Source organism: Halopseudomonas pachastrellae (assembly GCF_900114765.1).
GTDB classification, from domain to species: domain Bacteria; phylum Pseudomonadota; class Gammaproteobacteria; order Pseudomonadales; family Pseudomonadaceae; genus Halopseudomonas; species Halopseudomonas pachastrellae.
Map to the genome: position 1 here is coordinate 94538 of NZ_FOUD01000011.1, position 23292 is coordinate 117829.

At 62.6% G+C, this 23292-nt stretch carries 24 protein-coding genes and 1 riboswitch; of the genes, 19 read left to right on the forward strand and 5 right to left on the reverse strand.

The features are described from left to right. Positions 1–6: 6 nt before the first annotated feature. Positions 7–2016: a DNA helicase Rep gene (rep, locus tag BM116_RS10270; RefSeq protein WP_083725591.1), complete on the reverse strand. Its 2010-nt coding sequence runs from the start codon at positions 2014–2016 to the stop codon at positions 7–9. A gap of 296 nt (positions 2017–2312) precedes the next feature. On the opposite strand from rep, the gene BM116_RS10275 reads away from it, so the two are divergent. Next, positions 2313–4019, forward strand: coding sequence for a putative bifunctional diguanylate cyclase/phosphodiesterase (locus BM116_RS10275; protein ID WP_083725589.1), 1707 nt, complete (start codon positions 2313–2315; stop codon positions 4017–4019). A 180-nt stretch (positions 4020–4199) separates the two neighbouring features. On the opposite strand, the gene BM116_RS10280 is transcribed toward BM116_RS10275, so the two are convergent. Both BM116_RS10280 and BM116_RS10285 read right to left on the reverse strand, forming a co-directional pair. After that, complete coding sequence (locus tag BM116_RS10280; RefSeq protein WP_083725587.1) at positions 4200–5723, reverse strand: YifB family Mg chelatase-like AAA ATPase; 1524 nt, start codon at positions 5721–5723, stop codon at positions 4200–4202. Positions 5724–5770: 47 nt separating this feature from the next. Further along, a complete protein-coding gene (locus BM116_RS10285; RefSeq protein ID WP_083725585.1) occupies positions 5771–6016 on the reverse strand; it encodes an accessory factor UbiK family protein in 246 nt (81 codons plus the stop codon). A 324-nt stretch (positions 6017–6340) separates the two neighbouring features. On the opposite strand from BM116_RS10285, the gene BM116_RS10290 reads away from it, so the two are divergent. The 3 genes from BM116_RS10290 to BM116_RS10300 are packed head-to-tail and all read left to right on the forward strand — an operon-like array spanning position 6341 to position 8235. Next, entirely contained in the window at positions 6341–6538 is a 198-nt protein-coding gene (locus BM116_RS10290) for a hypothetical protein (RefSeq protein WP_083725583.1), read from the forward strand. Between the two features lie 55 nt (positions 6539–6593). Beyond that, a complete protein-coding gene (glnK, locus tag BM116_RS10295) occupies positions 6594–6932 on the forward strand; it encodes a P-II family nitrogen regulator (RefSeq protein WP_083725581.1) in 339 nt (112 codons plus the stop codon). 52 nt (positions 6933–6984) lie between these two features. Next, positions 6985–8235 carry an ammonium transporter gene (locus tag BM116_RS10300; protein WP_083725579.1) on the forward strand — a complete coding sequence of 417 codons (1251 nt, stop codon included), beginning with the start codon at positions 6985–6987 and terminating at the stop codon, positions 8233–8235. 257 nt (positions 8236–8492) lie between these two features. Here the strand turns inward: BM116_RS10300 and BM116_RS10305 are convergent, their stop codons facing one another. Beyond that, positions 8493–9836 carry an ATP-binding protein gene (locus BM116_RS10305; RefSeq protein WP_083725577.1) on the reverse strand — a complete coding sequence of 448 codons (1344 nt, stop codon included), beginning with the start codon at positions 9834–9836 and terminating at the stop codon, positions 8493–8495. Next, positions 9814–10470 (reverse strand): response regulator transcription factor, encoded by a 657-nt coding sequence (locus tag BM116_RS10310; RefSeq protein ID WP_083725575.1) that lies wholly within the window; start codon positions 10468–10470, stop codon positions 9814–9816. The genes BM116_RS10305 and BM116_RS10310 overlap by 23 nt, the downstream gene beginning before the upstream one ends. On the opposite strand from BM116_RS10310, the gene BM116_RS10315 reads away from it, so the two are divergent. The 15 genes from BM116_RS10315 to BM116_RS10385 all read left to right on the forward strand — a co-directional run bounded on the left by BM116_RS10315 (position 10469) and on the right by BM116_RS10385 (position 23290). Then, the gene (locus BM116_RS10315) at positions 10469–10978 is read left to right on the forward strand and encodes a cupredoxin domain-containing protein (RefSeq protein WP_083725573.1); all 510 of its coding nucleotides are present in this window, start codon (positions 10469–10471) and stop codon (positions 10976–10978) included. The genes BM116_RS10310 and BM116_RS10315 overlap by 2 nt on opposite strands. Next, positions 10968–12887: a copper resistance system multicopper oxidase gene (locus BM116_RS10320; protein WP_090475141.1), complete on the forward strand. Its 1920-nt coding sequence runs from the start codon at positions 10968–10970 to the stop codon at positions 12885–12887. The genes BM116_RS10315 and BM116_RS10320 overlap by 11 nt, the downstream gene beginning before the upstream one ends. Then, a complete protein-coding gene (locus BM116_RS10325) occupies positions 12884–13603 on the forward strand; it encodes a copper resistance protein B (RefSeq protein WP_083725569.1) in 720 nt (239 codons plus the stop codon). The genes BM116_RS10320 and BM116_RS10325 overlap by 4 nt, the downstream gene beginning before the upstream one ends. 139 nt (positions 13604–13742) lie before the next feature. Beyond that, positions 13743–14483: a glutaredoxin family protein gene (locus tag BM116_RS18680; protein ID WP_083725567.1), complete on the forward strand. Its 741-nt coding sequence runs from the start codon at positions 13743–13745 to the stop codon at positions 14481–14483. Positions 14484–14545: 62 nt separating this feature from the next. After that, positions 14546–15007, forward strand: coding sequence for a hypothetical protein (locus BM116_RS10335; protein ID WP_083725565.1), 462 nt, complete (start codon positions 14546–14548; stop codon positions 15005–15007). A 28-nt stretch (positions 15008–15035) separates the two neighbouring features. Continuing rightward, positions 15036–15461, forward strand: a complete 426-nt coding sequence (locus tag BM116_RS10340) for a secondary thiamine-phosphate synthase enzyme YjbQ (protein ID WP_083725563.1) — start codon at positions 15036–15038, stop codon at positions 15459–15461. A 217-nt stretch (positions 15462–15678) separates the two neighbouring features. Next, positions 15679–15783, forward strand: a riboswitch (guanidine-I (ykkC/yxkD leader). A gap of 54 nt (positions 15784–15837) precedes the next feature. Continuing rightward, positions 15838–16845: an ABC transporter substrate-binding protein gene (locus BM116_RS10345; RefSeq protein ID WP_083725561.1), complete on the forward strand. Its 1008-nt coding sequence runs from the start codon at positions 15838–15840 to the stop codon at positions 16843–16845. Positions 16846–16897: 52 nt separating this feature from the next. Continuing rightward, entirely contained in the window at positions 16898–17923 is a 1026-nt protein-coding gene (locus tag BM116_RS10350) for a fatty acid desaturase family protein (RefSeq protein WP_083725559.1), read from the forward strand. A gap of 2 nt (positions 17924–17925) precedes the next feature. Further along, positions 17926–18711, forward strand: coding sequence for an SDR family NAD(P)-dependent oxidoreductase (locus BM116_RS10355; protein ID WP_083725557.1), 786 nt, complete (start codon positions 17926–17928; stop codon positions 18709–18711). Continuing rightward, a complete protein-coding gene (locus BM116_RS10360) occupies positions 18711–19466 on the forward strand; it encodes an SDR family NAD(P)-dependent oxidoreductase (RefSeq protein WP_083725555.1) in 756 nt (251 codons plus the stop codon). The genes BM116_RS10355 and BM116_RS10360 overlap by 1 nt, the downstream gene beginning before the upstream one ends. Before the next feature lie 31 nt (positions 19467–19497). After that, positions 19498–20268, forward strand: a complete 771-nt coding sequence (locus BM116_RS10365; protein ID WP_083725553.1) for a creatininase — start codon at positions 19498–19500, stop codon at positions 20266–20268. Position 20269: 1 nt separating this feature from the next. Further along, on the forward strand, positions 20270–20917 hold the full coding sequence (locus BM116_RS10370) for a cysteine hydrolase family protein (RefSeq protein ID WP_083725551.1): 648 nt from the start codon (positions 20270–20272) through the stop codon (positions 20915–20917). Beyond that, positions 20914–21696 (forward strand): N-acyl homoserine lactonase family protein, encoded by a 783-nt coding sequence (locus BM116_RS10375; RefSeq protein WP_083725549.1) that lies wholly within the window; start codon positions 20914–20916, stop codon positions 21694–21696. Before BM116_RS10370 ends, BM116_RS10375 begins: the two co-directional genes overlap by 4 nt. Beyond that, positions 21693–22451, forward strand: coding sequence for a hypothetical protein (locus tag BM116_RS10380; RefSeq protein WP_083725547.1), 759 nt, complete (start codon positions 21693–21695; stop codon positions 22449–22451). The genes BM116_RS10375 and BM116_RS10380 overlap by 4 nt, the downstream gene beginning before the upstream one ends. Continuing rightward, positions 22448–23290 (forward strand): ABC transporter permease, encoded by an 843-nt coding sequence (locus BM116_RS10385; protein ID WP_083725545.1) that lies wholly within the window; start codon positions 22448–22450, stop codon positions 23288–23290. Before BM116_RS10380 ends, BM116_RS10385 begins: the two co-directional genes overlap by 4 nt. The last annotated feature ends 2 nt before the right edge of the window (positions 23291–23292 follow it).

Here is a 23292-nt window from a genome sequence, read left to right on the forward strand (position 1 = left end):
TTGTTTTCAGCTGCCTTTGAGCATATCCCGCAGGTTGGATAGCGCGGCCTTGCCGCGGGCCTGTTTCTGCTCCACCGGGGCTTCTTCGCTGCCTTCCCACTCCAGATCCTCCGGCGGGATTTCATCCAGGAAGCGGCTGGGGGCGCAGTCGATGATTTCACCAAACTGCCGGCGCTTGGCGGCAAAGGTAAAGGCCAGGGTTTTGCGTGCGCGGGTGATACCCACGTAGGCGAGGCGGCGTTCTTCTTCGACGCTGTCGGCTTCGATACTGGAGCGGTGGGGCAGGATCTCTTCTTCCATGCCCATGATAAACACGTGCGGGTACTCCAGACCCTTGGAGGCGTGCAGGGTCATGAGCTGGACGCGGTCTGCGTCTTCTTCCTCTTCCTGGCGTTCGAGCATGTCACGCAGCACCAGCTTGGCAATGGCATCCTCGATGTTGCTCTCGCCGCTGTCGTCCTTCTCGAGAATGCTTTTGATCGAGTCGAGCAGGAACCAGACGTTGCCCATGCGCTTGGCAGCGATCTCGTCGCTGGAGCAGTTTTGGCGAATCCAGTTTTCGTAGTCCAGGTCCAGCACCATGCGCCGCAGGGTTTCAATCGGGTCGCCTTCGTAGCACTGCTTGCGGATACCGTCGAGCCAGGTGATGAAGCGCTGCAGCTTTTCGGTATAGCGGGCATCCAGCCGCTCGCCCAGGCCCATTTCGGTGCAGGCCTGGTACATGGTGATCTGGCGTTCGTTAGCGTAGGTGCCGAGTTTTTCCAGCGTGGCCGGGCCTATCTCGCGGCGCGGTACGTTGATCACCCGCAGCAGCGCGTTGTCGTCGTCCTGGTTGACCAGCAGGCGCAGGTAGGACATCAGGTCCTTGACCTCTTGCCGGCTGAAAAAGCTGGTGCCGCCAGACAGGTGATAAGGGATCTGGTGGTGCTGCAATTTCAGTTCGATCAACCGCGCCTGGTGGTTGCCGCGATACAGAATGGCAAAGTCGCGCCAGGCACGTTTGTGCTGGTGGTGCTGATTCTGAATCTCGACCGCCACGCGCTCGGCTTCGGCCTCTTCATTGCGGCAGCGGATCACGCGCAGGGGCTCGCCGTAACCCAGTTCACTCCACAGCTGCTTTTCGAACACGTGGGGGTTGTTGGCAATCAGGGTGTTGGCTGCGCGCAGGATGCGGCTGGTGGAGCGGTAGTTCTGCTCCAGCATGACTACTTTGAGGTGCGGAAAGTCTTCTTTGAGCAGCGCCAGGTTTTCCGGGCGTGCGCCGCGCCAGGCGTAGATCGACTGGTCGTCGTCGCCCACCACGGTAAAGCGTGCCTGGGTGCCGACCAGCATTTTGACCAGCAGGTACTGGCTGGCGTTGGTGTCCTGGTATTCATCCACCAGCATGTAGCGAATGCGAAACTGCCATTTCTCCAGCACATCGGGGTTGTCGCGAAACAGCACCACCGGGATCAGGATCAGGTCGTCAAAGTCCACCGCGTTGTAGGCCTTGAGCGTGCGCTGGTAGTGCATGTAGACGCTGGCGGCGGTCTGTTCCTGCGGGGTTTTGGCCTGGGCCAAGGCTTCGTCCGGCAGGATCAGGTCGTTCTTCCAGTTGGAGATTTGCGCCTGGATGCCTTCGATGCCGTCTTCGGCGCCGTAGTCCTTGTGCATCAAATCGGTAATCAGCGCTGTGGCATCCTGCTGATCGAAAATCGAGAAGCCGGGCTTGTAGCCCAGGCGCTGATGCTCCTTGCGGATGATGTTCAGCCCCAGGTTGTGGAAGGTCGAGACGGTCAGGCCGCGGGCGTCGGGCCCGCGCAGCAATTGGCCAACCCGCTCTTTCATCTCGCGTGCGGCCTTGTTGGTAAAGGTCACGGCAATGATGTGCTGGGCGCGGATGCCACACTCTTTGACCAGATAGGCGATCTTGCGGGTGATCACGCTGGTCTTGCCGCTGCCGGCCCCGGCCAGAACCAGCAGCGGTCCGCTGATGTACTCGACGGCTTCCTGTTGGCGGGGGTTGAGGCGTGACACGGGGGTATCTCCGGAGGCTGAGGGCGGCAAATGGTAGCAGCTTCGTCGGCTGATCGGGTGCCGCCTATCAGTGAGACTTGGTTATTGGCGAGATATTCGCTATAACTTGCTTCACAAAAGTGCTGTAGATGCTTAAATTTTAAAGATTCTTTTATTGGAGATTACTCCCAGTCGACTGAATTTATCCCTGACTTGACGCCAGCCGGGCAAAAGACCCCGGCAAATCAAGCAGATAGCGGCCAGAGCCGGCATGGATACGACTGAGAGCCTTGTTCCAACCCAGGGGAGATCGCCGCTTGAGCGATGACAGACCACTACAGCGAGTTATCTTGCTGGATACCGACCACGGCGCCTATGTGCAGCTGTGCCGTCGGCTTGCTGTGGTTGGTACCCTGCCGTTCAGTCTGGAGCGCGCCGAAGACTGGCACCAGCTGCAAACCCGGATCGATCGGGGCGAGGTACAGGCGGTGCTGGCGCGTTCAGACAGCCTGGCCATGCTGCACGACTGCGGCGTGCCGGTTATTCACCTGGCCAACGAGCCCGACTTTTCCAGCATCGGCAACGGCCTCAACGACACCCTGTGGGATCAATCCTCCGCCAGCGAAATCATCCGCTGCTGCCAGTACGCGATGGAGCGCCACCGCTTGCGCGGCGCGCTGGACCGAGCCGCCAGCTACGACCCGCTGACCGGTACCTGCAACCGTCAGATGCTGCAGGATCGCCTCAAGCAGGGCATGCGCCGGGCGCTGCGCAGCAATCAGCCGCTGGCGGTGTTCTGCGTTGATCTGGACAACTTTCGGCACGTTAACGACAGCCTAGGCCATAGCGCCGGTGATGCCATCATCTGCGAGGTGGTAGACCGCCTGCGCGCGGTGCTGCGCAACACCGATACCATCGGGCGCATGGGCAGTGACGAGTTTGCTCTGGTGATCGAGGACTACACCTCATCCAGCAACCTGTTGCAGATTGCCCAGAAGATCATCAACGAGCTGGCCGAGCCTTTTACCGTCAGCAACGAAGGCCTGCTGATGGGCTGCAGCGTCGGTATCGCGACCTATCCCGAGGGCGGTCAGACGGTCGACAGTCTGCTGCTGCACGCCAACCTGGCGATGCTGCAGGCCAAGGGGCAGCGCGGCTGCAGCTTTCACTTCTACGACGAGCGCATCAACCTGCAGGCGCACAGCCTGATCGAGTTTGAGTCGTCGCTGCGTCAGGCCCTGCGCCGTAACGAGTTTGAGCTGCACTACCAGCCGCGGGTCGATCTGGGCAGTGGCCGCATTGTTGGCCTTGAAGGGTTGATTCGCTGGCGCCACCCGGAGCGGGGGTTGCTGGGGCCGGGCGAGTTTATTCCGCTGGCCGAGGAGACCGGCCTGATCGTGCCAATGGGCTACTGGGTGATCGCCCGCGCCTGCCACGATCTGGCGCGCATGCAAAAGCGCGGTATGGCGCCGGTGCATGTGGCCGTGAACATGTCTTTCCGCCAGTTCCAGGACAGCCGGTTACTGTCCACCGTGCGCCGGCTGCTGGAGCGCACCGGTATTGACCCGCACTGGCTGGAGTTTGAGCTGACTGAAACCGCCGTCATGCAGCAACCCGAGCAGGTGCTGATGACCATGGACGGCATGACCGGCCTGGGGCTGCGCTTTTCGCTGGATGACTTTGGTACCGGCTTCTCCTCCTTCGTTCACCTGCACAGCCTGCCCATCAACCTGCTGAAAATCGACCGCGGCTTCGTCAAGGCGATTGCCGAGCGCTCTGCCGACCGGCAGCTGGTTGGCGCGATGATCGAGATGGGGCACAGCCTGGGGCTGGAGGTAGTGGCCGAGGGCGTGGAGCAGCGCGAGCAGCTGGATATTCTGCGCAGTCTGGGCTGCGATCAGGTACAGGGGTTCTTTATCAGCCCGGCCTTGCCGTTCGATGAGCTGTGCTACTTCATGGATGCTTACCAGATGGGGCGCGATGCGTCGCCGAAGGAAAGTGGCGTCGTTCGCCTGATGCCCTGAGCGCATTCCCAAGGCCCCTGCGGGGCCTAAGCGTCTGGCTGCTGTGTTTTGCCCCTCAGAAAGATACAAGGCGACTGCCGGCACCGCTGTTGCCAGCGGGTTGGCACCGGCGCCGCCCTGTGTGGTTACTCTAGTTGTCTTTCCCGTTTTTGCCCGCCTTTGCCGCGCTGTTTGTCGGTTTTACCCCGGCGTCTGGCCGTTTTGCGGCTGTCGGTCCAGCTGGCGGTACTGCAATGCCTCGGCCAGGTGCGGGCGCTCCAGTGCCGGGCTTCCTGCCAGATCGGCCAGTGTGCGCGCCACCTTGAGCACCCGGTGGCTGGCCCGTCGCGACAGCCCCAGGCGCTCTACCGCCTGCTCCAGCCAGCGGCCATCTGTCTCGGTCAACGCGCAGTGTTGCTGTATGCCGGCCAGGTCCAGGTGGGCATTCAGGCACTGCTGGCGCTGCTGCTGGGCCTGTCTTGCCGCTGCTACCTGGGCGGCGGCGGTGGCGGTGTCCGGTTTGCTGCGTCCGGTCTCGCCGGTCAGTTTGAAGGGCTCGTTGCGCATGGCCAGATGCAGGTCGATCCGGTCGAGCAGCGGGCCGGACAGCTTGCCCCGATAGCGCTGTATCTGTTCAGGGCTGCAACGGCAGCGGCCAGAGGGGTCGCCCTGATAGCCGCAGGGGCAGGGGTTCATCGCCGCCACCAGTTGAAAGCGCGCCGGAAAGCGCAATTGCTCGCGGGCGCGGGCAACATGGATGCTGCCCGACTCCAGCGGCTCGCGCAGCGTCTCCAGTACCTTGCGATCAAACTCCGGCAGTTCATCCAGAAAAAGCACGCCGTTGTGTGCCTGGCTGACCTCGCCTGGGCGTGGGTGGCTGCCGCCGCCAACCAGCGCGGCAGCAGATGCACCATGGTGGGGCGCGCGGAATGGGCGGCCCGGCCAGGCCAGCAGTGGCGTGCGTTCGCAGACGGATTGAATGGCCGCAACTTCCAGCGCTTCCTGCTCCCGCAGGGGCGGCAGGATGCCGGGCAGGCGGCTCGCCAGCAGCGTTTTGCCGGTGCCGGGCGGGCCGAATAACAGCAGGTTGTGCCCGCCGGCGGCGGCCACAATCAGTGCTCGTTTGGCCTGCTCCTGGCCCTGCACCTCGGCCAGCTCGGCTACCGCCGGCGGTGGCGGTGCGGTGACCTCGGGCAGCGCCGGCAGTGATTCCTCGCCGCGCAGGTGGGCACACAGGGCCAGCAGATGCTCGGCGGCAATCAGCTCGACCCCTTCAACCAGGGCGGCCTCGGTAGCGTTGGCGCGCGGCAGGATCAGCCGGCGCCCGGCTTCACGGCAGGCCAGTGCCACGGGCAGCACGCCCTGCACCGGCCGCAGCTCACCCGACAGGGCCAGCTCGCCGATGCATTCGCAGTCTTGCAGCGCCGTGGCGGGTATCTGGCCGCTGGCTGCGAGCAAGCCGAGGGCGATGGCCAGATCAAAGCGGCCACCCTCTTTGGGCAGGTCGGCAGGGGCCAGGCTGATGGTAATGCGGCGGCTGCCCGGAAACTCCAGCTGGGCGTTTTGCAGGGCGCTGCGTACGCGGTCTTTGCTTTCGCGCACGGCGGTTTCCGGCAGCCCAACCAGAGTCAGGCTGGGCATGCCGTTGGCCAGGTGTACTTCAACGCTGACAGCGGGGGCGTCGATACCCAGGCGGGCGCGACTATGAACAATAGCCAGGGACATGATCACTCCTTGATCAGTGTGGCCTGATACTGCCAAGGGTCAGGCGGTTACTGCGTTTTTGCTTCCAGCTCGCTGACGCGCTTTTCCAGCGCTTCGAGTCGTTCGCGGGTGCGCATCAGCACCGCCTGCTGGGTTTCAAATTCGTCCCGGCTGACCACATCCAGCTTGGACAGGGCGCTCTGCAGCAGGGCCTTGAGGTGTTTTTCCACCTCTGGGCCGGGCAGTCCACCTTCATTCATCAGCAGGCGCGAGGCCTGGGCGCTGAGGGTATCAATCACCAGTTTGTGCAGCATGGGGCGAGTCTCTGCGGGCTGTGCATGGGACGACGGCCACGGGGCCGATGGGCGGGCAGTGTAGCACGCTCGGGTTCTCGCGCCGCACTTGTGCGTCCGCTGTGCACGCGCACCACGGCTATGCACTATCCTGGTGCATGAAAGGCGTTCTGTTGTTGGGCTTTGAGCGCCTCTGTTTTGTAACTAGTTGAATTTTATGTAAAAAAATAAATTGGCAGAGTTTCTGCAAAGCATGCTGCAGCTGATTCCAACAGTGAACCCCATAACGGGGCACGCCGTTGGCGCACAGCCAGAATCGTGAGCGATCACATCGGGAGCACAATAATGAAGCGATTGACCCTGGCAGGTTTGACCCACGCCGCGCTGCTCGCCAGCGACGACACCCGGGCGCTGCCAGTGGGGGCAGGGAAGCATTTGATCTCTGCCTGTGTCGAGATGGGTGCGCCGGCATGTGCAGGGCGTGTCGGCGATTCTGACGACTGCGACAGCACTTTTGGTTTGTCCGTTTCTAAAAGCCTCTAACTCGGCATAGACTTGTGCTGTCCCCCAGGGCAGTCCATTACACGGGAGTAGCAAAATGAAACTAGTAACGGCGGTAATCAAGCCCTTCAAGCTGGACGACGTGCGTGAAGCACTGTCCGAGATCGGCGTGCAGGGCATCACCGTAACCGAGGTCAAGGGTTTTGGCCGTCAGAAGGGTCACACCGAGCTGTACCGTGGCGCTGAGTACGTTGTCGACTTCCTGCCCAAGGTCAAGATCGACGTTGCCATCGCTGATGACATGCTGGATCGCGTCATCGAGTCCATCACCAAGGCAGCCAACACCGGCAAGATCGGCGACGGCAAGATCTTCGTGGTGGCACTGGAGCAGGCCATCCGCATCCGTACCGGCGAAACCGGCACCGACGCCATCTGACCGCAGGTCGTTTTTCAGACTGCAGTAAACAAGCCTATATGGGGGGCTTAAAATGGAAGACATCGTACAAATCAAGTACGCACTTGATACATTCTACTTTCTGATCTGTGGTGCACTGGTCATGTGGATGGCAGCAGGTTTTGCCATGCTCGAGGCCGGTCTGGTTCGCGCCAAGAACACCACTGAAATCCTCACCAAGAACGTCGCGCTGTTTGCGATTGCCTGCACCATGTACCTGCTGGTCGGCTACCACATCATGTACTCCAGCCCGGAAGGCGGCATCTTCCCGAGCTTCGGCGTACTGATCGGCGCTGAAAACACAGTTGAAGACGTGCTCGCCGGTGGCGACGATGCACCGTACTACTCGGTTGCTTCCGACTTCTTCTTCCAGGTGGTGTTTGTTGCTACTGCCATGTCCATCGTTTCCGGTGCGGTTGCCGAGCGCATGAAGCTGTTCGCGTTCCTAGTCTTCGCCGTGATCATGACTGGCTTCATCTACCCGATCCAGGGCTTCTGGAAATGGGGCGGTGGCTTCCTGAACGAAGCTGGCTTCCTGGACTTCGCCGGTTCCGGTGTGGTTCACATGACTGGTGCTACTGCTGCTCTGGCTGGTGTCCTGCTGCTGGGCGCTCGTAAGGGCAAGTACGGCTCCAACGGCCAGATCAACGCTATCCCCGGTGCCAACCTGCCGCTGGCTACTCTGGGTATGTTCATCCTGTGGCTGGGCTGGTTCGGCTTCAACGGTGGCTCGCAGCTGGTTGTTTCCAACATCTCCGACGCCAACGCTGTTGCTCAGATCTTCGTCAACACCAACGCAGCTGCTGCTGGTGGTCTGATCGCTGGTCTGGTTGTTGCCCGCATCCTGTTCGGCAAGGCTGACCTGACCATGGCTCTGAACGGCGCCCTGGCTGGCCTGGTTGCCATCACCGCTGAACCGCTGACTCCGAGCGGCCTGCAAGCCACCCTGATCGGTGCTGTTGGCGGCGTGATCGTAGTCTTCTCTGTCCTGGCTCTGGACAAGCTGAAGATCGACGATCCGGTCGGTGCCATCTCCGTTCACGGTGTAGTCGGTATCTGGGGTCTGCTGGCTGTATGCCTGACCAACAGCGACGCTAGCCTGACTGCTCAGCTGATGGGTATCGTGGTTATCTTCCTGTGGGTATTCATCGCCAGCCTGATCGTCTGGAGCATCATCAAACTGGTGATGGGCCTGCGCGTCAGCGAAGAAGAAGAGTACGAAGGTGTGGATATTTCCGAGTGCGGTATGGAAGCCTATCCGGAGTTCACCAGCAGCAAGAAGTAATCGCTGACTGAGAACTCGCAACACCAAACGGGGCGCCCATCGGGCGCCCCGTTTTTTTTGCGTATGCGGTAGCGCCGCGCGCCTGGGAGGCCTGAGCTCCGGCTCGGCCTTGGTGGTGCAGGGAGTGGCGTTGGTCGAGCAGGCCAAGCCCTGCCGGTGGTCTTACCTATGTGGCCGGTTTGATGTGTAACCCATGTGCCCGGTTAGTACCTGATGGGGATGGTGTGGGCTGTGCGGTGTGAGAGCTGCCGGGAGGGCTAGGTCTGGATCGGGATATCGACTCGCACCAGCAACCCGCCCAATTGGCTGACGCCAAACTGCACCGTGCCCTGATAGCGCGCTGCCAGGTCGCGGACAATGGCGAGGCCCAGGCCGTGGCCGGGCATCTGCTGATCCAGCCGCCAGCCGCGGGTGCCGAGCTGATCGCGCTCCTCGGCCGGTACGCCCGGGCCGTTATCTTCGATGCTCAGGGTACGCACGTCGCCTTGCTCGCTTAGTTGAACGCGCACGCGGCTTTGTGCCCATTTGCCCGCGTTATCGGCGAGGTTGCCCAGCAATTCGCTGAAGTCCTGCTCGTCAATTGGCCAGCGGGCGTTGTCGGGCAGCGTGCAGTCCAGTTCAAACTCGACGTTGTTGTGCAGGCGGCCGAGCATCCACAGCAGCTCCCTGGTCTGCTCCAGTGGCAGGCAGCTGGCTCCGGCCAGTGGGCCGCCGGATTGGCTGGCGTGCAGGCTGCTGTCGAGCTGACGGCTGATGTCGTCCAGTCGCTGGCTGATCTGGCTGCGGGCCTCGGGTGTGATGGGCTGCTCGCTGCTGACCAACTGGTTGATCGCCGCAATCGGGGTTTTGATTCGGTGAGACAGGTTGGCGTTGGCTTCGCGCACTTTCTGCAGGCGGTGCTGCAGGGTGTCGAGCAACTGGTTCAACTGAGCGATAAGGCCGCTGAACTCCTGTGGCACCGTATCGCTAAGCCGTTGCAGTTTGCCCTGCTTGAGCGCTTTCAAGTCGTGCTGCAGCTGGCGCACGGGGCGCATCGACAGCTGCACCGCGAGCAGGATCAGCGCAAACAGCACCACCAGCAGGCCGATGGCAACTGCTGCGGTCCACAGGTGCAGTTCATGGGTGCCGGCCTGCAGGCGGCTGTAGTCCTCGGCGGCAACGATGGTGACGGCGGTGCCGCCGATCTCGCGTTCCGCCCGCCACGCCATATAGCGATGGGCCTGCGTGTCGCCGGCGGGGGTGCCGTGCAGCTCGATCAGCCCTTGCTCTGGCAAGTCGAGCCAGGGCTGCAGCATGGCGGACCACTGTGGATGGGAGAGCCGTGTCTGGTCGCCAAAGCGGATGGCAAACAGGTGGTGCGACATGGCGCCAAAGTAGTTGCTGTCCAGCGTCTGCAAGCCGCCGCCATTGGTCAGCTGTTGTTCGATCAGCGTGATTTCCTGCTGTAGCCGTTCTTCGACAAAGTCGCGGGACATGCGGTCCAGCAGCGCCCCATGCAGATACCAGGCGAGCAGCATAAACAGCGTGGCAAAGGGCAGCAGCCAGAGCAGCAGGGTGGTGCGGATCGAGCGGCTGCGCTCAGTCTTCGGCGGTAAAGACATAGCCTTGCCCTCGCTGGGTTTTGATGGCGTTGCGGCCGATCAGCAGGCGCAGCCTGCGGATGTAGGTCTCGATGGTGTTGAGCGTGGGCTCGGCATCCAGGTTGTAGAGCTGCTCCAGCAACGCCTCTTTTGGATGCAGGCGATTGGGGCGGCTCATCAGGCAGCGCAGCAGGCGAAACTCGGTGCCGGTCAGCGGGTGCCACTCGCCGTCGGGGCTACGCACGCGCTGGCGCTCTTCGTCGAGCAGGTAGTTACCCGCCTGAATCTGTGTATGACTACGGCCCTCGCTGCGGCGCAGCAGCGCCTGCAAGCGCGCCAGCAGCTCTTCCGGGTGAAAGGGCTTGGTCAGGTAGTCGTCGGCACCGGCCTTGAGGCCATTGACCTTGTCCTGCCAGCGGTCGCGGGCGGTCAGCAGCAGAATCGGCAGGTCACGCCCGGCATCGCGCCAGCGTGCCAGCAGCTGCAGACCGTCACCGTCGGGCAGACCGATATCCAGCACGATCAATCGGTAGTCTTCCTGCTGCGCCAACTGGTCTGCGGTGATGGCCGAGCCGGTCGCATCCACGGCAAAGCCAGCCTGGCTGTCAATTCTGCGTCCGTTGGTGGGCCTTTCAGCAACAGGAGATACACGCATGAATCGCACAGTGAACGGGGTGGTCGCAGCGCTGCTGCTCGGCGCAACAACGGCCGCGGGCGCGGTAGCGGGCGAGGGCGGTCAGCCCGGCGACGCGCAACAGGTCAGCCGCACCATCGAGATTGTCATGCACGACAACTACTTCGAACCCGAGCAGTTGAGCTTTGCCGCGGGCGAGACGGTGCGCCTGAAGGTGCGTAACGAGGGTGCGCTGGTGCACGAGTTCAACATCGGCACCGCAGCCATGCACGAGGCTCATCAGGGGCAGATGCAGATGATGGTGGAGCATGGCGTGATTCAGGGCGATCACCTCAACCATGAGCGCATGAAGATGGACATGGGCGGCGGCCACACCATGGAGCACAACCACGCCAACAGCCTGCTGCTGGAGCCGGGGCAGGAGGCGGAGCTGGTCTGGACCTTCGCCAGTGCCGACAGCCTGGAGTTCGCCTGCAACGTGCCCGGCCACTATCAGGCCGGGATGGTCGGAGGCATTCATGTTGAATAAGGGATTTGTTGCCGCCCTGGCGCTGTTGCCGCTGATCAGCTGGGCGGGTGAATACAGCCTGACCGTCGACCGGGTGACCATCGACACCGGCGATTTTCGCAAGCAGGGCATTGGCTATAACGGCGCCTCGCCCGGCCCGATTCTGCGCTTTCGCGAAGGCGAAGACGTCACCATCCACGTGACCAATAATCTGGATGAGCCCACCTCGGTCCACTGGCACGGGCTGATATTGCCCTATCAAATGGATGGCGTACCTGGGCTGAGCTACCCCGGCATTGCCCCGGGCGAGACCTTCACCTATCGCTTCCCGATCAAGCAGTCTGGCACCTACTGGTTTCACAGCCATTCGGGTTTTCAGGAGCCGGACGGCGCCTACGGGGCGATTATCATTGAGCCGGACGGGCGCGAGCCGTTTCGCTACGACCGCGAGTACGTGGTGCAGTTGACCGACAAGCACCCGCACTCGGGCGACCGCATCATGCGCAACCTGAAAAGCTCGGCTGACTACTACAACCGCCAGCAGCAGACGGTGGGCGACTTCTGGCGCGATAGCCGCGAGCGCGGGCTGGCCGCCACGCTGAAGGATCGGCTGATGTGGGGTGATATGCGCATGATGTCGAGCGACATCGAGGATGTGCAGGGCTTTACCGGCCTGATCAACGGCAAGGGGCCGGAGCAGAACTGGACCGGATTATTCAAACCCGGTGAGCGGGTGCGCCTGAGGCTGATCAACTCGTCTGCCATGACCTACTTCGATGTGCGCCTGCCCGGCTTGAAGATGACCGTGGTGCAGGCCGACGGCAATAACGTGCAGCCGGTGACGGTGGATGAGTTGCGCATTGGTGTTGCCGAGACCTATGACGTCATTGTTCAGCCGAAGGAAGACCAGGCTTACACCCTGTTCGCCGAATCCATGGGTCGCTCGGGTTTTGCCCGCGGCACCCTGGCGCCGCGTGAGGGCATGCAGGGTGAGATTCCGGCGCTGCGTCCGGCGCCGCTGCTGACCATGGCCGATATGGGCATGGCGCATGCGGGTATGGATCATGGCGATATGGCCGGAATGGATCACAGCGGCATGAACCACGGCGACATGGCCGGCATGGATCACCGCGGCACGAACCACGGTGATATGGCCGGTATGGACCACGGCAGCATGAGTCATGGCGACATGGCCGGCATGGATCACAGCGGCATGAACCACGGCGATATGGCCGGCATGGATCACAGCGGCATGAACCACGGTGATATGGCCGGTATGGACCACGGCAGCATGAGTCATGGCGACATGGCCGGCATGGATCACAGCGGCATGAACCACGGCGATATGGCCGGCATGGATCACAGCGGCATGGACCACGGTGATATGGCCGGTATGGATCACGGCAACATGAACCATGGCGAGGCCGCAGCACTGCCCGCTGATCCCTTCTACGCCGAGGGCAGCGGGTTGATTCCCCAGGCCTATAACGACGGTCGCTTCCTGTCCTATGCTGACCTGCGCGCCCAAAAGCCGTTATATGAAGATCGCGAACCCACCCGCGAGATCGAGTTACGGCTGACCGGTAATATGGAGCGCTATATCTGGTCGATCAACGGCATCAAGGAGTCGGACGCTGAACCGATTCGTCTGCAATACGGCGAGCGGGTGCGCTTCAAGTTCATCAACGAAACCATGATGACCCACCCCATGCATCTGCACGGCATGTGGTCGATCCTCGACGTGGGCGCTGACCAGTGGAACCCGGTCAAGCATGTGATCAGCGTGGCGCCCGGCACCACCGTTTACATGGAGACCGAGGTCGACGCACCGGGCAAGTGGGCCTTCCACTGCCACTTGTCCTACCACGCGGCGGCGGGGATGTTCCGCACCGTCATTGTCGAAGGCGGCCCTGAAGGAGATGACTCATGAAGCGCCTGATGATCCCGTTGCTGCTGATGGCTTCGGCGTCGGCAGCAGCCGAGCAGATGCGTCACTCCATGCACCACGGCTATTTCTATGGCCTGGAGGCCGACGCGCTGGAATACCGTTTTGGCGACAGCGGCGAGGAGCTTGGATACTGGAGCACCGAAGCCTGGTGGGGCACCGATGAGTTGAAAGCGCTTTGGCTGAGCGAGGCCGAATACAGCTTTGATCACGACAGTTGGGAGACGCTGGACAACCGTCTCGCGCTGCAAACCCCGGTCAGCGACTTTATCGATCTGCGCGGCGGCCTGCGCTTTGATACCCCAGACGGTGAGAACCGGCAGTACGCATTTGTCGGCCTGAATGGTCTGCTGCCCTACTGGCTGGAGATGGATAGTAACCTCTACGTGAACGAGTACGGCGATGTGTCGCTGGATCTCGCGCTGGAGTACGAACTGCTGTTGACCAATCGCCTGCATCTGACCCCCGAGCTGGAGCTGGATGCGGCGTTGTCCGACGACGAAGCGGTGGGCGTCGGCCGCGGTCTCAGCGGCATGGAGGCGGGGTTGCGGCTGAGCTACGACCTAGTTGATCGCTCCATCGTGCCCTACGTTGGCGTGCACTACGAGCGGGCTTTTGGTCGCACCGCAGACTTTGCCGCAGACGAGGGCGAGGATCGAGACGGCTGGTTTGCTGTTACAGGTGTGCGGCTGATGTTCTAGCCGCCAGTGCTGCGTTGCCGGTTGGAACCTCGTCGCCGGTCGGGCGGTCGCAAGGACATGGCGCCAGTGTTACCCGCCGCAGTGGCGAAAGGCGCCGGGGCTGCGGCAACGACGCAAACCAGACAGCAGGAGTGACCCGATGACGGATCAACCGCGCGACGCGACACTCTACCGTATGGTGATGAAAAACCACCTCTGCCCCTTTGGGCTGAAGTCCCTCGATCTGCTCAAACGCGAGGGTTTCACGGTGGACGACCGGCATTTGACCAGCCGCGAGGAAACCGACGCATTTCAGCGCGAATACAACGTGGACACCACGCCGCAGACCTTTATCGACGGCCAGCGCATCGGCGGCTACGACGAGCTGCGGCGGTACTTTGGCAAGTCGGTCAAGGAACCGGATGAGGTGACCTATCAGCCAGTTATCGCGGTTTTCGCCTGCACCGCGTTGATGGCGCTGGCGGCCAGCTGGGCCGCCTTGGGCACGGTATTTACCGTGCGCACGCTGGAGTGGTTTGTCGCTATCTCGATGTGTGTGCTGGCGATTCTCAAGCTGCGTGACCTGGAAAGCTTTTCCAACATGTTTCTTGGCTACGACCTGCTGGCGCAGCGTTGGGTGCGCTATGCCTATCTCTATCCCTTTGGCGAGGCTTTGGCCGGCATTCTCATGATTGCTGACGCACTGCTGTGGCTGGCTATTCCGGTCGCGCTGCTGATCGGGGTCATCGGCGCAGTCTCCGTTTTCAAGGCAGTGTATGTCGACCGGCGCGAGCTGAAATGCGCCTGCGTCGGGGGCGACAGCAACGTACCGCTGGGTTTCATTTCGCTGACCGAGAATCTGATGATGGTCGGTATGGCTGCCTGGATGCTGATCAAGTAGCGCCAGGCAGATAGACAGACACGCAGACCCGCGCAGTGCAAACGGCGGCAACAGGAGGCTAGATGAAAGCAGAAACCTACCGTGATTTGATCGAGTGGACACAGCAACTGCACGGCCAGTTGGCCAGCCGCCTGGAGGCTGGGGCAGCTGACAGCCAGACCGGTGAGCGCATGAGTGCGCTGCTGCGGTATTTGGCCGAGCACGAGCGCCGCATGCAGCAGATGGTGCTGCGCTTTGAGCAGCAGGCCGATATCAAGGTGCTGGACAGCTGGGTCTACGACCACTTCACCGACAACCCGCGCATGCGCACGCTGGACGCAGGCCAGAGCTTCGCCGGGCTGGATCACGACGCCCTTTGCGCGCTGGTGTTTGACCTGCACAACGACGCGCTGGACCTGTATCGTTATCTGCAGGGCCGGGCAGAGACGGCGGGTGGGCGTGAGCTGATGCAGGACCTGCTGGCAATGGAAAAGCACGAAACCTTGCGCCTGGCCGAGCAGGCCCAGCGAGCTCAGGACCTGTAAAATCCGTCACACATAAGGTGAAAGCAGCATGTGGTTGCAGAAAGAGATTCGGCTCAAGCCCCGCGCGCGGGGCTTTCACCTGATTGATGACGAGATTCTGCGCGCGCTGCCAGAGCTGACGGACGTACGCGTTGGCCTGCTGCATCTGTGGCTGCAACACACCTCGGCCTCGCTGACCGTCAACGAGAACGCCGACCCGCTGGTGCGCGGTGACTTCGAGGCATTCTTTCGCCGCGCGGTGCCGGACGACGCACCCTATTTCAAGCACACCTATGAAGGCCCGGACGACATGACCGCGCACATCAAGTCGAGCCTGCTCGGTGTGCAACTGACGCTGCCGGTGACCGCTGGCAGACTCGCCGTTGGCACCTGGCAAGGCCTCTATCTCGGGGAGCACAGGGAGCACGCGGGCAGCCGCCGGGTGCTGGCGACGCTGCAGGGGCAGTGCGACTGAAGCGGGTGCATCCCGGGGCGTTTGCCCCAAATCAGGGCGAAAATGGAGCAGCCCGAGGCGAAAAATAGCCTGGTAGCAACGTCTGCATCGCCCGCAACTGGCTGAAAAACAGCCCATTTCCGATATTCATCGAAAAGCTGGCACCAAGCGTGCATTAAGTCTCAGTGAAACGGGATGAGTCGTCATTGACTCATGACGCATCACACATTGGAGTGGTACTCAGGCGAACTAGGGTTCCGGCTTGCGCAGCAAGTGTCTGGTCCGAGAGTTTTCCGGCTCTCAAGGAATGAGGGCTACACGGCGGGATAAAAGCCCGGGAGACCGTCATGACGACGTTGTCCCCGTGCGCCTTTCTCACTGTGTAGGAGTTGTACCCATGACCGCCCCACGCTTCAGCTTTGTCCGCAAGTCCCTGGCCGGCATCAGTCTGGCTGCCGCTGCCGTACTGTCTCCCGTTGCCGCTCAGGCTGCTGACTCCATGACCATCGGTACCGTTGTCTGGGCCGGTTACGGCCCGTTCTACGTCGCCGACAAGCTCGACCTGTACGACCAGTTTGGTCTGGATGTCGAACTGCAGTTCTTCAATGACCCGGCACTGCTGCCCTCTGCCATGGCCGGTAACGCGGTGGACGGTGCCATGCTCACGTACGATCAGGTGGTCGGCTCGGTGGCCAAGGGGCTGCCGCACCGCGTGGTGATGCCGATCGACTTCTCCTACGGCGGCGACGCTATCGTTGCCGAGAAATCCATTACCTCTGTTGCCGATTTCAAGGGCCAGCAGGTGGGCTTCAATCCGCTGTCGCCGTCTGACTTCTTGCTGGCTTACGCGCTGCAGATCAACGGCATGGGTGAGAGCGACATCGAGTCGGTCAACATGACGCCTGAGGGCATTCCCAGCGCCATGGCCTCCGGCAGCCTGCCGATAGGCGTGACCTACGAGCCAAACGTCTCGCAGATCCTCGCCATGGGCGGTGGCGACAAATTCCACGTGGTGTACTCCTCCAAGGACGCACCGGGCCTGATCACCGACGTGCTGGCCTTCAGCGAAGACCAGATCAAAGAAAACCCGGAAGCCATCACCGCGATGATCAAGGGCTATCAGGCCGGTCTGGAATACATGCAGGCGCACCCGGAAGAAAGCGCCGAGATCATCGGCAAGGTGCTGGGCGTGAGCGGTGCCGAGGCGCTGGAGCAAATGGAAGGCGTCTACAACATCCCGCTGTCCGAGATGGGCCAGAACTTTGTTGAGTCCAGCGAAACCACGTCGTTCTATGGCAGCGGTGCGGTGATTGCCAATCTGTTGCTGAAGAACAAGCAGATCCCGGCGATCCCGGATTTTGCCGACACCTTCGATGCCAGCTTCGTCAGCGAACTGACCAAGTAAGACCACGGGCAGGCGCGTTGCGCCTGCCCTGATCCGGACTTGCGGAGGAATCATGTCCACGTCCAAACCACTTTACCGTTACGCCGATGGCCGGGTCTGGAACAGTCTGGCGATTGGTTACAGCGTTGGCGGCTACCTGATTGGTCTCGGCCTGCTGCTGACCCCGTTCTGGCTGGCCAAGCTGGGCGGGCTGCTGTTGCTGGCGCACGCGATGATCATCGGCGCCTACCTGATTCACGAATTTGCCCATGGCACCATTTTCAGCAAGCCTGCGCACAACGCGCTGGCCGGTGAGGTGTTCAGCTGGATGACCGGCGGCTGCTACGCCGACTTTCAGGACCTGCGCCGCAAGCACATGCGCCATCACGTCGACCGTGCCGACGTCATCACCTTCGACAGCAAGGTGTTTATCAACAGCCTGCCGAGCTGGGTACGCAAACTGATTCTGGCCCTTGAGTGGGCGTATATCCCGGCGGTCGAGCTGATCATGCACTTCTACGTGGTGCTGCTGCCGTTTATCAGCAAGAGCGAGAAACACCGTGCCCGTCGCGGCAAGGTGCTGACCGTGCTGTTGATTCGCGCTGCCCTGTTTGCCGTACTCGGCTGGCTGTCGTTCAGCGCGCTGGTGCTCTACTGCGTTGCCTGGCTGATCATGGTCACCGTGCTGCGCTTTGCCGATGCCTATCAGCACACCTACGACGCCTTCGCCGTGCTGGAGGAAGACGGCAAGATCCCGGCCGACAAGCTGCGTGACCGCGCTTATGAGCAGCTCAACACTTTCAGCAATGTGGTGTCGCTGCGCTGGCCGTCGCTCAACCTGCTGCTGCTCAACTTTGCCTATCACAACGCCCATCACGAAAAGCCGGTGGCGCCCTGGTATCGCCTGCCCAAGTTGCACGAAGAACTGTACGGCGATGCCTACCGTCAGGTGGTGCCGATGAGTGAACTGCTCAGCAGCTTCCACCGTCATCGCGTGCGCCGGGTACTGAGCGATGACTACGGCGTGTTCGTCGATGGCCCCAAACGTGCCGAGAACTTCTACGGCGCGGTGGGCGTGTCCTTCCTGACGGCGGTGTGAGCATGCAGACACTGGATTATCAGGGCCGCACCGTGGTGATTACCGGTGCCGCCAGTGGCATCGGTCTGGGGCTGGCGCACGCGTTTGCCGAACAGGGCGCGCGGCTGGAGCTGGTCGACCGCAATGCGCAGGCGCTGGCCGCGACGGTTGAGCAGCTCGCAGTGCTGACGCAAGTGCACGGCCGGGTGCTGGACCTGAACGATGACGCGGCGGTGGCCGACTACGCCAGTCAGCTGGGCCAGCGTCAGGCACAGGTGAATGTGCTGATCAACAACGCCGGCATGGAGCTGCCGACGCCGCTGCAGGATGCCGCCGCCGATGCCAACCGGCGCTGGCAGCACCAACTGGATAACAACGTGGTGTCGATGCTGCGCCTGACCCGCGCACTGCTGCCGCTGCTCGGCAAAGGCAGCAGCGTGATCAATCAGTCCTCGATCTGGGGGCTGAGTGCGGTGGCCGGGTTTTCCGCCTATGTCGCCAGCAAGCACGCAGTGATCGGCCTGACCCGCTCGCTGGCCTGGGAGATGGGCGGGCAGGGTATTCGCGTCAATGCCGTGTGCCCCGGCTGGGTCGGCACCGACGCGGCCATGGCGTCCCTGCGCAACATGGCGCAGGACAGCGGCCGCAGTGAAGCCGAGGAGCTGGAGCACATCCTCGCCGCGCAGGCGATTCCCGAATTGCTCACCCCGGCCGATCTGGCCGGCACCTTTCTGTTTCTCGGCGCGCCGGCCTCGGCCGCCATTACCGGGCAGGCCATCGTGGTCAGTCGCGGGGAGGTCATGCACTGATGTTGAAGGTTGATTTGGCGGGCCAGCGCATTTTGGTCACCGGCGCCGCGACTGGTATTGGCCGCGCCTGCGCGCTGATGTTGGCGGGCCAAGGTGCCGAAGTGTGGATCAACCACCTCGGTCAGTCCGGTGCCAGCGCCGATCTGGTGGAACAGATTCGCTCGGCCGGTGGCCGGGCGGTGGCGATTGAGGCGGATGTCAGCGACCCGGACGCGGTCGAGGAAATGTTCGCCTGCATCACCGCCACCGGCCCGCTGCACGGCTTGGTCAACAACGCCGGGATCATTCAGGAGCAGTCTTTTCTGGATACCTCGGAAGAGGATTGGCGGCGGATCATGGCGGTCGATCTGGACGGTGTTTATTGCTGTTGCCGCTGCGCGCTGGAAAGCATGAGCGGCGCGGGCCGTGGCGCCATCGTCAATATCGCCTCCGAGCTGGGTCAGCTGGGGCGCGAAAACTACGTGGCCTACTGCACCGCCAAGGCGGGCGTGATCGGCATGACCAAGGCGCTGGCGCGTGAGTTTGCGCCCGCGATTCGCATCAACGCGGTGGCCCCCGGTCCGGTGGAAACCGCCATGGTCTCGCTGGAACACATGAGTGAAGAGTGGATTGCCAAGGAGCTGGCTATTCCGGCGGCGCGCCTTGGTCAGCCCGAAGAGATCGCGGCGGCGGTGTGCTTTTTGTTGTCGCCGGCGGCGAGCTTTTTCACCGGACAGACACTGGGCGCCAATGGTGGTGCCTGGATGGGTAGCTGAGCGCTGCCCTGCCAATTCAAGAGGAATGCCCATGACAAGCGTACATATGGATCAGATCAGCTGGGTCGAATACCAGCAGCGTGTTGAACAGGGCGCCGTGGTGTTTCTGCCCTGCGGCGCGACCGAACAGCACGGCCCGCATCTGCCGCTGGGCACCGATGCCCTGCTGTCGACCGCGCTGAGCGCCGATGTGGCGGCGCAGATCGGCGGCATCGTCGCCCCGGCGCTGGCCTACGGCTACAAGTCGCAGCCCAAGTGCGGTGGTGGCCAGCATTTTTGCGGCACCACCAGTCTCGACGGCGCGACTCTGATTGCGCTGGTGCAGGACGCGGTGCGCGAGTTTGCCCGCCACGGCGTCAAGCGACTGGTGCTGGTGCTGGGGCATTACGAGAACACCTGGTTTGTCACCGAGGGTATTCAGCTGGCGCTGCGTGAGCTTGGGCCCGGCTGCGAGCTGGAAGTCATGCGCCTTGAGCACTGGGACTTCTGCCGTGAAGACACGCTGGACGATATCTTCCCCGACGGCTTCCCCGGCTTTGCGCTGGAGCACGCAGCGGTGATCGAAACCTCGCTGATGCTGCATTACCTGCCGCACCTGGTCAGCCTCGACAAGATCCCCAACGACCCGCCGGCGGACTTTCCGCCCTATGACATGTACCCGACCCGCACCGAGTGGGTGCCGCCGTCCGGGGTGCTGTCCTCGGCGCGGGGCTCGACCGCCGAGAAGGGCGCGCGCATGGCGGACGACATCGCCACCGGCATCACCGCCGCCGTTCGCCACGAATTCAAGCTGGAGGCCTGAGATGCTGCCGCTGCTGCCATCGCGTACCGCCTTGCTGTTGATCGACATGCAGCGCGACTTCTGCGCCCCCGGCGGTTATGCCGATCAGGCCGGGCTGGATATCCAGTGCCTGCGCGCGCCAATCCCGGCCCAGCAGCGCCTGCTGGCCGCGGCGCGGGCGGCGGGCATGCTGGTGGTGCACACCCGCGAAGGGCACCGCTCGGATTTGTCTGATCTGCCTGAGTGGAAGCGCATTCGCGCCGAGCGCAGCGGCGCGCCGATTGGTGCAGCAGGCCCGCTGGGGCGCTTGCTGGTGCGTGGTGAGTACGGCCATGACCTGATCGACGAACTGCAGCCGCAAGTCGGGGAGCCGGTGATCGACAAGCCCGGCTACTGCGCCTTTGCCGCCACCGACCTGGAACTGATCTTGCGCACGCGCGGCATCGACAGCCTGATCATCACCGGCGTGACCACCGAGGTGTGCGTCAGCTCCACCTTGCGCAGCGCCATCGATCGCGGCTTCAACTGCCTGACCGTGAGTGACGCCTGTGCCTCCGCGCACCCCGAGCTGCATGCGGCGGCGCTGGCAATGATCAACGTGGAAGGCGGCATCTTCGGCGAGGTGTGCGACAGCGCAGCGCTGCTCAGCGCCCTGCGGGAGGCGGCATGACCCAGGTACAGAAACTCTGGCCGCTGCTCACCGCGACGCACCATTACGACAAGTCGATCTCGACCCGTGGCCGTGGCCACGGGGTGCAGATCGAGGCACCGATTCTGGCTTTTTTGATCGAGACCAAACAGGGGCGGGTGCTGTTCGACGTCGGCTGCGACTACAACAAGCTGACTGATCCTGCGCTGCGCGCGCGTTGGTACGACCCGGTGGAATTTCCCATGGGGCCGCCGCAGATGAGCGAAGAGCAGCGGCTCGAAGCCCATCTGGCGAAGCTCGGGCTGACCTGCAACGACATCGACATGGTGTTTCTCAGCCACCTGCACTTTGATCACGCCGGCGGCCTGTGCGACGTCTGCGGCGCTGAAGTACACGTGCACGAAGACGAACTGCAGGCCGCCCGTGAACCGGCCGATGACGCCTACTTTGCCGATGACTTTGCCGGCAATGTGCGCTGGCGCCTGCAGCAGGACGAGTACGACCTGCTGCCCGGCCTGCGTGCCATCAACACGCCGGGTCATACCGCCGGGCACATGTCATTGATGATCGAACTGCCAACCGGCGCGCCGGTGATCCTCACCGGTGATGCCGCCGATCTGACCGAAAATCTTGATGACGAAATCGCCCCCGGCCTGTGCTGGCGCGACCGCGAGGACATGGCGCTGGACAGCATTCGCAAACTCAAGCGCATTGCCGCTGAGACCGGTGCAGACCTCTGGCCCAACCACGACATGGCGTTCTGGCGCACCCTCAAACGCTTCCCGGAGTACCACGCATGAAAGCCGTTCCGGAGGCTTACCACGGCGTTTGGCAGCGTACGTTGCTGCGCTTGTCGGACGGCACCGAAGACACCACTACCCGCGTGTTCTGGCTCCAGAGCGCGCATCTGCACGCGGACCTGCGCATTCCTGATCCTGCGCCAAAGCTGCCGCTTGAGCGCGCAGCCCAGGCGGGCTTTGCCGGGCTGACCGAAGCCAGCCTTGGCCGCTGCCAGTGGCACCGCATCATCGATTTTCATCCCGACAGCGGCACCGACATCGGCAACATGCAGTTTGTCAGCAGTGAAGAGGTACACGAGACCGCGCTCGACGACAGCTATCTGGAAATCTGGCAGCGGCTGCCAGCGTCGCGTGGCCCGGTCGCCGAGTTATGGCTGCGGAGCGCTGATGGCTCCGGCCGCCAGGCTTGTTTGCTGCGCGCTGGTGATTACTTCTTCTTTGCCGCTGACCGCCCGCAGCGCTTGGCGCCGGGCCGCTCCCTGCTCACTTATCTGCAGCACGAGAACGTGGGCAATGCCGAGCATTTGCTCGGCTGCGAGCTGACCTTTGGCCGTATCAGCGGGGCTGAGCAGCCCTGGCAGATTTTGTTCAGCACCTTGCCGGCGGCCAGCGGCAGCCTGTTCTCCGTGCCCGCTGATGCGGCGCACTGGGACGCGTTGCCGGTCGCCTGGCTGGGTGTTAACTCCCCCGAACATGGCTGGCGCCCGGCGCCGTTGCCCAGCCTGCAGCCCCTGACCGAGGAGACACTGGTATGAATGCCCCCGCCCCCGTGCCTGAAGCACCCACCGCCGCCTCCGCTCGCAAACCGCGTGCGCGCTGGTGGGCTGTGCGTGGCAGCCTGTCGCCGCGCATCAGCGCACTGCTGACCGCCTTTGGTCTGGCTGCGCCCTTTTTCATCTGGTGGCTCTATAGCGCCCTCGGACTAAACGATCCTTTGTTCATGCCGGGCCCCGGCGCGGTGCTGGAGCGGGTGGTCAGCTGGTGGCAGGAGGAGGGCCTGTGGGATGACATCTGGATCAGCGTTTACCGGGTGATGGCGGGTTTTGTGCTGTCGGCGATGATTGCCTTGCCGCTGGGGCTGTACCTGGGCACCTACAAGCCGGTGCAGGCGACACTGGAGCCGCTGATCGACTTTATCCGTTACATGCCGGCGGTGGCCTTTATTCCGCTGGTCATGCTCTGGGTAGGGATTGGCGAGGGCTCGAAGATCCTGATCATCTTTATCGGCACCTTCTTCCAGATGGTGCTGATGGCGGCCGAAGACATTCGCCGGGTGCCGATGGCGCAGATCGAAGCGGCGCAGACCATGGGCGCCTCGCGCAGCGAGATTATCCGTCTGGTGGTGTTGCCCTCGGCGCGCCCGGCGCTGCTCGACACCTTACGCATTACCTGCGGCTGGGCCTGGACCTATCTGGTGGTGGCCGAACTGGTGGCCTCCAACTCGGGGTTGGGCTACGCCATCCTGCGCGCCCAGCGCTACATGCACACCGACAAGATTTTCGCCGGCATCCTGCTGATCGGCCTCATCGGTCTGTTGACCGACCAGGCGTTCCGCTGGCTCGGTCGCCGCGCCTTTCACTGGCAGAAGAGGTAAGC

What these genes read in the sequence shown, in the direction of transcription:
- BM116_RS10280 (WP_083725587.1), bottom strand. Translation starts at nt 5,723, where the DNA reads ATGTCCCTGGCTATTGTTCATAGTCGCGCCCGCCTGGGTATCGACGCC.
- BM116_RS10285 (WP_083725585.1), bottom strand. Translation starts at nt 6,016, where the DNA reads ATGCTGCACAAACTGGTGATTGATACCCTCAGCGCCCAGGCCTCGCGC.
- BM116_RS10290 (WP_083725583.1), top strand. Translation starts at nt 6,341, where the DNA reads ATGAAGCGATTGACCCTGGCAGGTTTGACCCACGCCGCGCTGCTCGCC.
- glnK (WP_083725581.1), top strand. Translation starts at nt 6,594, where the DNA reads ATGAAACTAGTAACGGCGGTAATCAAGCCCTTCAAGCTGGACGACGTG.
- BM116_RS10300 (WP_083725579.1), top strand. Translation starts at nt 6,985, where the DNA reads ATGGAAGACATCGTACAAATCAAGTACGCACTTGATACATTCTACTTT.
- BM116_RS10305 (WP_083725577.1), bottom strand. Translation starts at nt 9,836, where the DNA reads ATGTCTTTACCGCCGAAGACTGAGCGCAGCCGCTCGATCCGCACCACC.
- BM116_RS10315 (WP_083725573.1), top strand. Translation starts at nt 10,469, where the DNA reads ATGAATCGCACAGTGAACGGGGTGGTCGCAGCGCTGCTGCTCGGCGCA.
- BM116_RS10310 (WP_083725575.1), bottom strand. Translation starts at nt 10,470, where the DNA reads ATGCGTGTATCTCCTGTTGCTGAAAGGCCCACCAACGGACGCAGAATT.
- BM116_RS10320 (WP_090475141.1), top strand. Translation starts at nt 10,968, where the DNA reads ATGTTGAATAAGGGATTTGTTGCCGCCCTGGCGCTGTTGCCGCTGATC.
- BM116_RS10325 (WP_083725569.1), top strand. Translation starts at nt 12,884, where the DNA reads ATGAAGCGCCTGATGATCCCGTTGCTGCTGATGGCTTCGGCGTCGGCA.
- BM116_RS18680 (WP_083725567.1), top strand. Translation starts at nt 13,743, where the DNA reads ATGACGGATCAACCGCGCGACGCGACACTCTACCGTATGGTGATGAAA.
- BM116_RS10335 (WP_083725565.1), top strand. Translation starts at nt 14,546, where the DNA reads ATGAAAGCAGAAACCTACCGTGATTTGATCGAGTGGACACAGCAACTG.
- BM116_RS10340 (WP_083725563.1), top strand. Translation starts at nt 15,036, where the DNA reads ATGTGGTTGCAGAAAGAGATTCGGCTCAAGCCCCGCGCGCGGGGCTTT.
- BM116_RS10345 (WP_083725561.1), top strand. Translation starts at nt 15,838, where the DNA reads ATGACCGCCCCACGCTTCAGCTTTGTCCGCAAGTCCCTGGCCGGCATC.
- BM116_RS10350 (WP_083725559.1), top strand. Translation starts at nt 16,898, where the DNA reads ATGTCCACGTCCAAACCACTTTACCGTTACGCCGATGGCCGGGTCTGG.
- BM116_RS10355 (WP_083725557.1), top strand. Translation starts at nt 17,926, where the DNA reads ATGCAGACACTGGATTATCAGGGCCGCACCGTGGTGATTACCGGTGCC.
- BM116_RS10360 (WP_083725555.1), top strand. Translation starts at nt 18,711, where the DNA reads ATGTTGAAGGTTGATTTGGCGGGCCAGCGCATTTTGGTCACCGGCGCC.
- BM116_RS10365 (WP_083725553.1), top strand. Translation starts at nt 19,498, where the DNA reads ATGACAAGCGTACATATGGATCAGATCAGCTGGGTCGAATACCAGCAG.
- BM116_RS10370 (WP_083725551.1), top strand. Translation starts at nt 20,270, where the DNA reads ATGCTGCCGCTGCTGCCATCGCGTACCGCCTTGCTGTTGATCGACATG.
- BM116_RS10375 (WP_083725549.1), top strand. Translation starts at nt 20,914, where the DNA reads ATGACCCAGGTACAGAAACTCTGGCCGCTGCTCACCGCGACGCACCAT.
- BM116_RS10380 (WP_083725547.1), top strand. Translation starts at nt 21,693, where the DNA reads ATGAAAGCCGTTCCGGAGGCTTACCACGGCGTTTGGCAGCGTACGTTG.
- BM116_RS10385 (WP_083725545.1), top strand. Translation starts at nt 22,448, where the DNA reads ATGAATGCCCCCGCCCCCGTGCCTGAAGCACCCACCGCCGCCTCCGCT.